At 39.6% G+C, this 11,658-nt stretch carries 11 protein-coding genes and 1 pseudogene; 5 read left to right on the top strand and 7 right to left on the bottom strand.

All coding sequences use genetic code 11. The features are described 5' to 3' along the window. Positions 1 to 395: pseudogene (locus MRT15_RS06565) on the top strand (hypothetical protein); the annotation flags it as partial. Between the two features lie 39 nt (positions 396 to 434). On the opposite strand, the gene MRT15_RS06560 reads toward MRT15_RS06565, so the two are convergent. Beyond that, a complete protein-coding gene (locus MRT15_RS06560) occupies positions 435 to 698 on the bottom strand; it encodes an ATP cone domain-containing protein (protein ID WP_304329060.1) in 264 nt (87 codons plus the stop codon). Between the two features lie 186 nt (positions 699 to 884). On the opposite strand from MRT15_RS06560, the gene MRT15_RS06555 reads away from it, so the two are divergent. Together MRT15_RS06555 and MRT15_RS06550 are read left to right on the top strand one after the other, a co-directional pair. Further along, positions 885 to 1,448, top strand: coding sequence for a hypothetical protein (locus MRT15_RS06555; protein WP_304329058.1), 564 nt, complete (start codon positions 885 to 887; stop codon positions 1,446 to 1,448). Between the two features lie 34 nt (positions 1,449 to 1,482). Then, positions 1,483 to 1,845, top strand: coding sequence for a nucleotide pyrophosphohydrolase (locus MRT15_RS06550; RefSeq protein ID WP_304329056.1), 363 nt, complete (start codon positions 1,483 to 1,485; stop codon positions 1,843 to 1,845). 8 nt (positions 1,846 to 1,853) lie between these two features. Here the strand turns inward: MRT15_RS06550 and MRT15_RS06545 are convergent, their stop codons facing one another. Beyond that, positions 1,854 to 2,705 (bottom strand): Mrp/NBP35 family ATP-binding protein, encoded by an 852-nt coding sequence (locus tag MRT15_RS06545; protein ID WP_304329054.1) that lies wholly within the window; start codon positions 2,703 to 2,705, stop codon positions 1,854 to 1,856. 243 nt (positions 2,706 to 2,948) lie between these two features. Further along, entirely contained in the window at positions 2,949 to 3,506 is a 558-nt protein-coding gene (locus MRT15_RS06540; RefSeq protein ID WP_369684956.1) for a cysteine hydrolase family protein, read from the bottom strand. A gap of 89 nt (positions 3,507 to 3,595) precedes the next feature. Here MRT15_RS06540 and MRT15_RS06535 point away from each other — a divergent pair, with 89 nt between their 5' ends. Together MRT15_RS06535 and MRT15_RS06530 are read left to right on the top strand one after the other, a co-directional pair. Further along, a complete protein-coding gene (locus MRT15_RS06535) occupies positions 3,596 to 4,087 on the top strand; it encodes a hypothetical protein (protein ID WP_304329050.1) in 492 nt (163 codons plus the stop codon). A gap of 582 nt (positions 4,088 to 4,669) precedes the next feature. Continuing rightward, on the top strand, positions 4,670 to 8,485 hold the full coding sequence (locus tag MRT15_RS06530) for a thermopsin family protease (RefSeq protein ID WP_304329048.1): 3,816 nt from the start codon (positions 4,670 to 4,672) through the stop codon (positions 8,483 to 8,485). A 141-nt stretch (positions 8,486 to 8,626) separates the two neighbouring features. On the opposite strand, the gene MRT15_RS06525 is transcribed toward MRT15_RS06530, so the two are convergent. The 4 genes from MRT15_RS06525 to MRT15_RS06510 all read right to left on the bottom strand — a co-directional run bounded on the left by MRT15_RS06525 (position 8,627) and on the right by MRT15_RS06510 (position 11,634). Continuing rightward, entirely contained in the window at positions 8,627 to 8,839 is a 213-nt protein-coding gene (locus tag MRT15_RS06525; protein WP_304329046.1) for a hypothetical protein, read from the bottom strand. Positions 8,840 to 8,878: 39 nt separating this feature from the next. Beyond that, complete coding sequence (locus MRT15_RS06520) at positions 8,879 to 9,004, bottom strand: hypothetical protein (protein WP_304329045.1); 126 nt, start codon at positions 9,002 to 9,004, stop codon at positions 8,879 to 8,881. Between the two features lie 310 nt (positions 9,005 to 9,314). After that, positions 9,315 to 10,610, bottom strand: a complete 1,296-nt coding sequence (locus tag MRT15_RS06515) for a hypothetical protein (protein WP_304329044.1) — start codon at positions 10,608 to 10,610, stop codon at positions 9,315 to 9,317. Between the two features lie 262 nt (positions 10,611 to 10,872). Beyond that, on the bottom strand, positions 10,873 to 11,634 hold the full coding sequence (locus MRT15_RS06510) for a hypothetical protein (protein ID WP_304329042.1): 762 nt from the start codon (positions 11,632 to 11,634) through the stop codon (positions 10,873 to 10,875). Positions 11,635 to 11,658: the final 24 nt, after the last annotated feature.

The raw sequence follows: 11,658 nt of genomic DNA, 5'->3' as shown, positions 1-11,658 counted from the left end.
AGAGGAGAAAGGTTTCACAAGGGGAATTCCTAAACAGGGAATTCTTCATAAGATTCATACTGGATTGGGATGAAGTTGAAGAAAAGTATGGTGATAAATTATATAGAACTATTGGTTATGCAAGGGTGAAAGCATTAATTGAAGACGATAAATACGCAATATTCACACCATGCAAGTACAGTATATCCAATGTAGAGTTAATTGAGGGGGAATGCAACCCGAAAAAGTTGGTGGAAATAACGTCATTTAGAGGTAGATTCTGCGAACAAGCCAGAAGGGGGGAGTGGGTTATAGCTCAAGGGAAAATTGAAATGGTAACCACAAGTAGCGGGGAAGAATACCATAGAATGGTTTTAGGAGGGAAACCATCAGACTTCATGATACTAAAGGAATAAAAAAATGGGAATTGATGGAGTTATAATTGCAGGGTAAGTCTACAACCTCCTCTTCTTCACAGCCCTATCATAGACGATCCAATTCTCATACAGTTTAACATCCTTCTCTCTTAAAAGTTCAAGAACCTTCGACCTAATCTCCTCACTCTTAACTTCCTCCCTACCAGCAAAATGCTCCTCAACCCTATCAGCCAATTCACGGGCAGTACGAAGATCAGAACCAGCCTTCAAAAGTGAGGTAACAAGCTTCTCACGGGCAAACTCCTCAACAGATCCATCCCTCTTAACAACTTTAACAACCACTTTAAATCACCAAATAACCAGATAGGTGACGCATACATATAAAGGTATTCATACATAAAAATACTATAATAATTATGTAAAATCATGCTTAGACATTATTCAGTTATGATAACATTTATTACACAAAAGTGATAGAATTAGAAGGTGAAAGCTGAAATGAGAGTTCAAGATATAGTATGGGGGTATATGAGAAGCATATATAATCCATGGCTATCAACAAATTGGAATAAATTTGATAAGAAGCTTAGGGAAGACCTACTATTCTTCAGAGATAAATTGTATGGATGTAGTAGTATTGATGAAATAAGGGAAGCCATGAAAATGCTGGTGAGATTATACATATCAGCCCCAAACGATGTTAAAGATTGCTTCATGGAAATGCTGAAGAAAACTGATGAATACTACAAGAAGAATTCCATAGAACTAGATTTTGGTAGAATGCTAAAACAGTATAAGGTTACAATATTGGTAAAGGATAATGAAAATAGAGCTGTGAAGTCAGCCCAGATCACAGTCATGTATAATGGTAGGGAGATATGGAAGGGGGTTACACCTGAAAATGGGAAGATAACACTAAATTTGAATGAAGGGAAATACACAATATTCGCATCATTAAGTGAAGAAGAGTGGTATGGATTAAACATAGTTGAATTAAATGTCCCACAAGAAGGGGAAGAGAAGCTAATAATCATAAGGAGACATCCAAGATATGAAACTGCAAAACCAATATTGAGGGAAGGGAAACCTTGAAATTTAAAGAACTCACTAACAATGAATGATTGTAATGAAATTGGATGATGAGTTAACCATAAGCCAATTGGAGGAGAAGGTTTGGAGATTCATAGAAGAGAGGAATTGGGGGAAATATCATAAACCAAAGGATATAGCTGAATCCATATGCATAGAAGCTGCAGAACTACTTGAACTATTCCAATGGAGAAGCCACGAAGAAGTGGAGAAACTAATGAATAGAGAAGACTATAAGGATAGGGTTAGAGAGGAGTTGGCGGATATAATCATATACATATTAAGCTTCGCAAAGGTTGCTGATATAGATCTATCGAAATCCATAATTGAAAAGATTGAGAAAAATGCAAAGAAGTATCCTACAGAGAAATATTATGGTAAAGCACATCTTGAAGAGTAATTTGGAATTCAGCTAGACCCACCAACCCTCTTAACATAATCCTCAACTTTAGCTGCTAAATTCATGAAAGCCCTAACTGTTGGAGTACCCTCACCACTAAGAACAAGCAGTTCACCCCTATCAGAAGCTTCACAAAGCCTCCTATCCAATGGTATTCTACCAAGGAAATCCAACCCCATCTCCAAGGCAATCCTCTCACCACCACCCCTCATGAATATATCCACCTCAGCACCACAATTTGGACATACAAACCCACTCATATTCTCCACAACACCAATTATTGGAATATTCAGAACCCTACAGAAACTCACAGCCCTCCTAACAACAATCTGCGAAACCTCAGAAGGTATTGTGACTATTATGGCTCCAGTAATGTTTGGTATGGATTGAGCTATAGTTAAAGGTTCATCACCAGTACCTGGAGGCAAATCGATCAGTAGGAAATCAAGTTTACCCCAATTAATATCGCCGAGAAACTGTTTTATGGCAGTACTCTTCAAAGGCCCCCTCCAAATAACTGGAGTATAATCGTTGGGTAGTAGGTAATCCATTGAAACAACCTTAACATCCAATGGACCTATAATGGGCTCAATACCATTAGGCCCAGCCAAAAGATCCCTACCCCTAAGATTTAGAAGTTTAGGTATTGTTGGCCCAGTAATATCGGCATCAAGAATACCAACAAGCCCCCTCCTCCCCCTAGAAGCAAGAGCCAATGCAAGATTAGCCGTAACAACACTCTTACCAACACCACCCTTACCACTCAAAACAGCAATCTTATACCTAACATCACCCATCCTACGCTTCACAGCCTCATCAAGCTCCAAAACCCTCTTATAAGCCTCCCTCATCCCACTCATATCCAATCATCAATACGCAAACCAAATAATAACAAAGCAGTATTTATACTTTATAGGGTTAGAAGAAGCTCCAGCAATAATGAAGCCATGAAAGCGGAAAGAATCGCCATAATTAAAAGCTTAGAAAACATATGGATGGAGCGAAGTGATTCACCTTTAAATACTCGATAATATATTACAGAACCAATACACATACCAATAGATAGAAAGATGAAGCGTAGAAAGAATAATGATAAATCCAATTTAAGCAATCCCCCACCTCTTAAGAACATCCCTAGAATTAACGATCTCAGCGCCATAGAGTTCACGCATAAATCTCAAACCGATATTGTGATCTTCGACATTAAATGCCGTTACACAATCTGAGGGAACTATCAATTTATATCCATGATAAAATGCATCAGCCGCAGTATGCATAACACAAATATGCGTATGAATACCTGTAAGTATCAATGTATCCACATTCAACTCCCTCAAGAGGACATTTAGATCTGTTCCATAAAAACCACTATACCTCCTCTTCTCAACAATGAAATCAGAGCCGCTTGGCTTCAATTCATCAATAACCATAGCTCCATGTGAACCCCTAATGGCATGAGGACTCCACTTCTTAAACTCACCATCAACATTGGGTAGATGCGAATCATTAACGTAAATTACGGGGACGCCGATCTTCCTTGCAGCATCAACAAGCAATTTAATGTTTGGAATTATCTTCAAAGCGGCATCACATTTCAAAGCACCATAAACAAAATCATTCAACATATCAATAACGAGCAGGGAATCAACCAATAAAATCACCAAGCAATAATGTGTAAATTAGAAGATATAAGTCTGTCTAGGTCTAATTTCTTAATAAAAAAGTTTAAAAATAAATAGAGGAGAGCTGAATGATATCTTATATGGAAATTGTTCCAATATTTAAGCCGGAAGTATTAAGGGATTTACTTGAAATTTTGGGTGAGCCATCAAACATTAAATTCATCGTTAGCGGAAAGGAAATTTCTGAAGAGGCAATTAAAGTTGGAGAGCTAGAAGGCATAAAGCTTGAAGATAGATACATTGGTGGTGCCCCAGTTCATTTGGAGGGTAAGGCTTCAATTGAAAAGATATTGGAGATTTATGAGAAACAACATGAATACTTTAGACTAACAGTTCTTGAGGGGAGAAGATTTGAGGAAGCAAAGCCGCCTAGAATACAGATTGAAGAAATCCATTGGCGGAAATGGAAAAATGAAGTTAGTGGGGGTTATAGCATAAAGTTTGATGAATATGATTTGGAAATTGAAATAGACCCGAAGGAGGAAGAAATAATTAGTCAGCTCGTAAAATGCGCTAAGAAACACGGTATGAGAATAAAAATGAACTTGAGACAAGGATAAGTTGTGAAGAGGGGGTTAATTCATGGAAATCAGTATAGTTCTACTTTACGTTGGAGTGACTACTTCATTTGCGATACTTGTATACATCACATGAAGCGATAGAAAATATTTCAGGAAAAGATGGGGAAAGTGAAATCCATATGCAGCTGAAATCTACATAGTGTCTTGCTAAAATGCACCAAATCCTCTTAACTTTTCGCTATGACGAGCAATTCATTTTGCAGTGGTTTTACAGCCTCTAATACCTTCCCTAATTTGGGTAAGGGTGGGTTTGTAGTAATAACGGAGGAAAAAGGATTCGTCCACTCTTCCTTGCAATAAATTGATCAATTCTATTGACAAATGTTCCCTAAAGGTTGTGGCATATAATTTCCTCAAAATGTTTAAGTGAAGGCTGTAACCTTTTTAAGCGCCTTGACTAATGCGTTATATGTGATTTCAAGTCTTATTTCAGTAAGAAGTGAGCAGTTCACTGTTTATGAATGAGATGTAGGCATTTTATTATTTCTTAAAAAGAGCTCTTTATACTTGATGCAGTTAAATTTTTATGGAGTTTAAGGTCTTAAAATGCATGGAGTGATAATGAGATTCAAGATTATCATAATGATAGCTCTTGTGTTCATTGCAACACTTCTCAATCAAGGTTTAGAGTTACAAAGGTCTAATGCGCTTCCATTAAATGCATCTAATCAAGAACTCATATCCCCAATATGTCATTTATGGCCTTATGGCGTTCCAAAAATGGTAAAATGGTCTGAGTATGGGTTAGCGGTAGGGACAAGTGCTGGTTATGTGTTTGTTTTAAATGAGGATGGCGAGTTGAAGTGGAGCAGAAAGGTTAACTATACCTCCGTTTGGAGTGTTGCATGGAGTAAAAGTGGTGAACTTGCAGTAGTGACACTAGGTCCTCCAGGTGCATTGTACATCTTCAACGCTCAAGGTGATTTGCTATGGAGTAGGGAATGGGAAGATAGTCAAGCTTACTCTGTAGAGTGGAGTGACGAGTTACTAGCCGTTGGGACAGGAGCTGGTCTACTAGTCTTTAATAAGGAGGGAAATATTATGTGGAATTCTACGGGTAGCACATTAACAGCCTCTTGGTATGATGATCGAATTGCCGCAGGAAAAACGGTCGTTATCAAAAGTGATGGACGCATATCGAGCATGTACTGGGCTTTACAAGTGTTCGATAAAAGTGGTAAGCAACTTTGGAACTATAGCGGCGTCTACCACTATCTAGCATGGAGCGACAAAGGCTATCTCGCGGCAGCCGATAAGTACGGAGGGAGGATCTGCATATTCGACATAACTGGTGTTTTAGTCTGGGAAAAGACCGTTGAAATGAGAGAGATAGGAGCACTCACATGGTTTGGAGAGTTGCTTGTCGTGGGTGGTGATGGAGGAATTTTAACCTTCGATAAAAGTGGACGCATAATTTGGAGTTACAAAGGTGGTTTTGTCGAAGCACTATCTGCTAGGGGGGAAAGCTTAGCTATTGGGGATCATATTGGAAACCTAACTTTAACTGATGTTAGCGGGAGATCGCTATGGAGCTACTGGACATGTGGTTACGTGTGGTCTATTGACAGATATGGTAACAAAATAGCTGCAACCAGTAGTGATGGCTATGTGCAAGTATTAGATGAAGAGGGCAAATTATTGTGGAAGTGTAGGCTGGGCTTTGACGTAGAGGCAGTAGCCATTAACGGTAACCTTGTAGCTGTTGGTGGATGGGATCTAAACGTTACAGTCCTCGACTTGAATGGTAATTTGAAGTGGAGTAGAGAGACGGGGTGGGTTAGGCACTTAGCTTGGCATGGGGACTACTTAGCAGTTGGAGGGTATGAGAAGACATTTGTGTTTCGCAAGGACGGTAGCCTAGTATGGGAGTTTGATACAGGTAAAGTATATTCACTTTCTTGGAGTGATGATGGCCTTCTTGCAGTGGGTTGCACGGATAAATTTGGTTTTAATAGGCTTGCAGTATTTGGGTTGGATGGTAAGTTGCTATGGAATGTGATAGTTCCTGACTGGGTATTATCTATTTCATGGTCTAAAGAACTTCTAGCCGCAGCCGTTGCCCAGCATGGGATATACGTTTTTGATAGGAATGGGATGTTGAAATTCGTGTTTATTAGCGCCTTCAAGGATGCAAAAATACCATGGAGAGTTTCTGCTTCATGGTGGGGGGACAACTTAATAGTAGTTACAGATTACGTGTATGCTCTAAATCGTGAGGGTAAGCTCCTCTGGATTAACAAGTTTGTCTCCGCAGATATTGTAGTTCCGGGAGGCGATTTTATAGCTTTAGGCTCTGGTAGGGGTGTAAGTGTACTTGATGGTGATGGAGAGCTTGAGTGGAGTTACCTAGCTCCCGATTATATATTCCCTAAGGAACTTTATACTAAACCTTACCTCCAAAACGTATACTCCCTAGCTTGGGTTGGTGGCTATCTTGTGGTTGGAGATCGTTTAGGGCGGGTATTCGTATTCAATGAAACTGGCGATGTAATTAGAGTCTTCGACATGGGTGATGCTGTTTGGTCAATATCAGGAGATAGGGAAGTTTTTGCAGTTGGGGGAGGTGGTGGTTTACTTGTTGCTCGCATCTCTCCTATTGAACGCCCACTGGGAAAAGTTCTTACACAATTACCCTCACCTTACAATAAGTTTGAGCTTGCCATTGCTAATAGGACATTACTTTATCTTAATGGATCCCTCTTATTGAAGCCTCTCCAACGCATTTCCCTACAATTTGAGGTTAGCGAAAATGCACCATACGCCTTCTTCGAAGCAAACTTACGTTCAACGCGTCCCATAAAATTCATGTTATTAATGCAGGATAAGTATGGGGAGCTTAACGATACATCCACCACTTTATCGTGGAATGGAACAAATATGCAAATTAAAGTTCCCCTTAAACCTGGCAAATACTCTCCCACAATAATTTCGGAGGAGGAAACTCTGTTATATTACACATTACATGCATATGAGGGATTCTTGCCATTCTTTGAGGAGAGGAGAGCATATCTCCCAATAGGCATAGCAGACTATGGATATGCTGAGTTGCCTGAAGGTAGAATTGGCTATAAGTATACATTCACGGAAGTTTGGGCTCACGCCTTAATAACAAATATTTCTGCCATGAGACCTTTCGATGGGGATGAGGAGAAATATTGGGTTGCACTTCAACTCAACGCATTCCTACATGTCACCGGAGAAGGGGCTAGACAAGTATACTGGATTCAAAACGTTGTAGTCTTTGACACCTTGAGGAAGCAAGCTAGATTTGCAAGCAACATTTGGAATATTACCACATATCCCACCTCAATACTTGCAAAATGGGCAATTGAAGGTAAAGGGTCGCTGGGTAGGGAGCGTCGAATGGGAGATTATTACTTTTACAATGAATCTTGGATAAACTACAATTACCCATTGGAACTTGCACTCTACCTTTCAATGCAAATAGAAAATGGCACAATTAAACTTGATTTTGGGGGCGCATTGAACAAGGAGGAGTTTAAAGTCTACGATACTGTGACTTTAAAAGTTAAGGCGAACTCCGCCTATTTTAAAGTAGATCCCACGGAACATCCTCTACCAAGCAACTTAGAATTCGTCTTCACAGGACCTCACGGTGGCAAACCCAAAACAATCATGATAAGAATTGAAGCAAACTTAAAGCTATTGGTGAACGTTGGCGGAGACCTCATCCCAATACCCACAGCTTACAGTTGCGGCTATGCCACCTACGAGAGAATAGCAAATGCCAATGTAAAGTATGGGGGAAACTACACCGTAACTGTTACTTCGGGGAAGACTAAGATGCTCCAAGTATACTACTCCACAAGCACTTTCACCCTCATTCAAGTAGTCGTGGTGCGTGATCCACTCAAAATATACAGCAAGCTACTATTCTTGAAAATGGGGGAAAGCCTCCCACTACCCACAAGCCATATGATTGATTTGGGAAACAAGACCAGATACCTCTTGAAGGGGTACACTACTATGGGAAGAGAGGTAACGCTGGAATGGGTGAAGCAATTCTACCTGGAAGTGGTAAGTGAATATGGGAGTGTTGAGGGTGGTGGTTGGTATAACGGGGGCAGCTATGCAAGAGTAAAGCTGAAAGATGTGGAGGTAGGCTTCCTCATACGCCAAGTATTTGAACGTTGGGAAGGATTAGGGTTGCAGGATAAAGTCTTAGAAACAGGAATTGTCGATATATACATGAACAGTCCAAGGAAACTGGTAGCCGTATGGAAAACCGATTATACACAACTCATAATACTTACCATCATAATAGGCGCCACTTTAACCGCAATAGCTTACTATAAACTCATTAAACATAAGAGCATACATAGCTATACAGAAGTATATAGAGGCTCGAACGAGTAAGCTTACCTTAATGTGCATTTAACTTTCAGCATCTAAACAGACTTATCTATATAATCATAATTAAAATTCATTAAGAGTGGACACACATGTTTAGGAAGAACCCCAAATGTTAATTGTTCTCTTAAAGGCATAAATATGTGGTTAAAGCCATATTTCTGGCCTCTCACTCTTCCTCTCAACAATTTCATCCCTAAATCTCCATATACCTTCACTCGGCTTTTCGATTGCTATCATGAGCTCTTCTGTGAGTTTATCGCTTATTAGAACTTCAACTTCCACATGGGATATCACGACATCTGAAACTACGCCCCTCCTCTCCCTCCCAATAACTTCAACAGTAACTGCATTTCTCACCCTATATACTCTCGTAGGCCCTCCAGCAGTATCATAAATTTAAATGGATGCATCCCTCGGTAGGTTAGGCCAAATACCGAGCTTCTCAGCAGCCTTAACTGGTAGTAGGATTTGCGGGTTTGGTGTTTCAAAACCAGTATTTACGAGGGCTACAGTTTCCAGCAAACTCCCCCCCATACTTGATTCTCACACGAACCCTAACACCCACAATCCTCCACCTTCAAATATCCAGCTAGATCCCTAGGCTTTATATGACCAATCCTAGGTCTTAACATAGGCTTTATACATCCTATTCTAGGTCTCCTCTCAGCCACGGCAAACATCATCTAAACCTTTCCCATGAGAATGTATAAACTCTCTGCCAAGATGTTATTGAGCGACTCACAAAGAAGATGCGTTAGACTGACTTTTGCCATTCCAAACAAGGAAAAAGCAATGTTTAAACGATACTCAACAAAAAAGGGGATGTTATGATTTATGATGGTGGTATCCAAGACATATGAACTATGTAGGAATGCTTGCTGTTATCCTCAAACCAATAGTAGTAGCAATTATTTTGATTACCCCAACTATGAACTATAACACGGAGATAGGGGGGATTTATTGACTTTCTAACTGCAGATATACCTGCACCAAAACTAATAGTCTTACCGCTGGAGAAACTGAAGGTAAAGGATACGGAAGTCCACTCCCAATAACTCTCATCACCAACTTCAAATTCGATTTTAACATCAGGAGTGGATTCAGCGATAACATGATAATCTGATGGAGGCGTACTTCCACATTCACTACAGCTTACTTGATCACCAGCTTTTAGATCATCTAAATCAACAGGAGTCATTATATAATATTCATAATCGACATGCTCTCCATCTAAGCCAACGAAGTTTGAGTCATACCATCTCTCACACTTGTATCCCACATCTGCTAAAACTTTGACTGCTCCGAAATTATTTTGGATGACGTAATCTTCTTTACTTGATTCGACTGGAGCCTTCCCAGAATCGTACCATCCAGTATCGGTTTTCTCCAGTAGTGCATAGCACGGTGCGTACATATCCCACCATTTATATGTTAAATCTCTACTGTGATGGGAGAAGTACATGTGGGTTTCCGTAGTGATTGTCCATCTTGCTTCTATGCCATTTATGGAGTGACATTCACCACATTTGACGTAAGCATATTGTAATTGTTGACTAACTTCGTATGCGTCTGGTGGGCAGCCGCTCTGCAGATTTGCCGTTGAGCCTCTACTGCATGAAGTGCATGTAATGGATGCAGGTTCTCTCTTATGTAGTGGGATTGTGATTTCAACGCTCCTTATTGGTTGGTCTGGCTCAATCACGACGTATATGCCTCCAGCATAGTTTTCTGTTGCCACGTGAACGTATAGTTCGACGGGTTTGTATATTGTTTTGCCTGTGGGAGTTGATGCTACGGGTATTCTGTTTACTTTGATGTTATATGTTCCTGGCTTAACGAATTTATCGTACACTATTCTATCTGATAAGCCACCATACTTGTGTTCGCTTCCAGTGAAGTTGTGTATGGCTATGAACCAAACAGTATCTTGAACTGGAACTCCATTTATTACTGGTTTTATTGTTAGTTTTATGAATCCTGTGAGTTTACCTTGAATCAAATCCAATAGTAATTGCTCGGCAAGCAGCGTATCTTCAATTGGGGTTTTCAAAATGATTGCAGGTGTTATGGGTATTGCGATCAAAACTATTAATATTATACTTGCAAATATGATTCGATTCCTATACATAACCATGCTACCAAATAAACTTCTGAAAAAACGCGTATATATATATCGCTAAAGGTGAAATGTGAAAACATTTTCACTAGAAAGAAAAATCTTTCATTCGCTCTCTAATTTTGTAAATGTCTTTTGCGAAACTTTAAAACAAGTTTTGATACTATTCTTAGCCCTCAGTAAGCTTTTTGACAATAAGCATGATATGACGACCATTTGTTTCTATGTATAATTGGTTTTAGGTGAAGTGGTATTGATTAAGGGAGTTGTGAAACTATTTTAGTTTAAATTTTCCACGGAATATGCTGTTGCGATAGCAGGCTTTGATGCATTTCCCACATACTTCAGCTTTTAAGCCAAGTTCGAGGATATATTTTCGGCAATGCTCCCTATAATCTTCGAGTTTATCCTTATTTTTAAGGAATAGGCAAGCCTCCAAACATGCATTGCATTCTCCACATGAAGCTTCAACCCTCCTCCCATGGATAAGTGGCAGATCAGTTATTATTGAGGCGAATCTTATGGCGCAACTGAATTTCTCGTTGACGATGAGCTCATTCTTCCCCCTCCAACCTAAACCAGCATTCTCTGCTACAACCCTATGGGAAATTGTCATACCATAATACTCCTTAACATTCTTGACTTTCACCCCCTCAATAGTTGCTTGTATAGGTATGCCGCCAAAGATGTCTGCAATTTCCTCGGCTATGGCATTTAGAAATCCATTTATCTTATTATATTCATCTGCATATATGTTCCATCTATCTTTATCAATTGTTCCGTCACTTAACCTGGCATCAATGCAATCAATTGCATATTCAGGGAAAGCAATTCCAATACATATGAAGGAACCATTCATAATAAAATTATGAAATCGTTCACCACAAATATCTTCCAATTTAGCTTTCTGCACTGGCATAAGGGCATCATAAACCCCTTTAAACTCAGCCGCTCCAATAATTCCATAATACCCTATCTCAGCAAGTTTCCGATCAAAGAAGTTCTTAACCTTTTGAAAATTCTCCCTCCTCTCCACAATTCACACTTTATAAAGGCACAT

It is taken from the genome of Candidatus Culexarchaeum yellowstonense (genome assembly GCF_024707025.1).
Classification (GTDB): domain Archaea; phylum Thermoproteota; class Methanomethylicia; order Culexarchaeales; family Culexarchaeaceae; genus Culexarchaeum.
The sequence above is the reverse complement of the archived record's forward strand: the minus strand, read 5'-3'. Positions and strand labels throughout refer to the sequence as shown.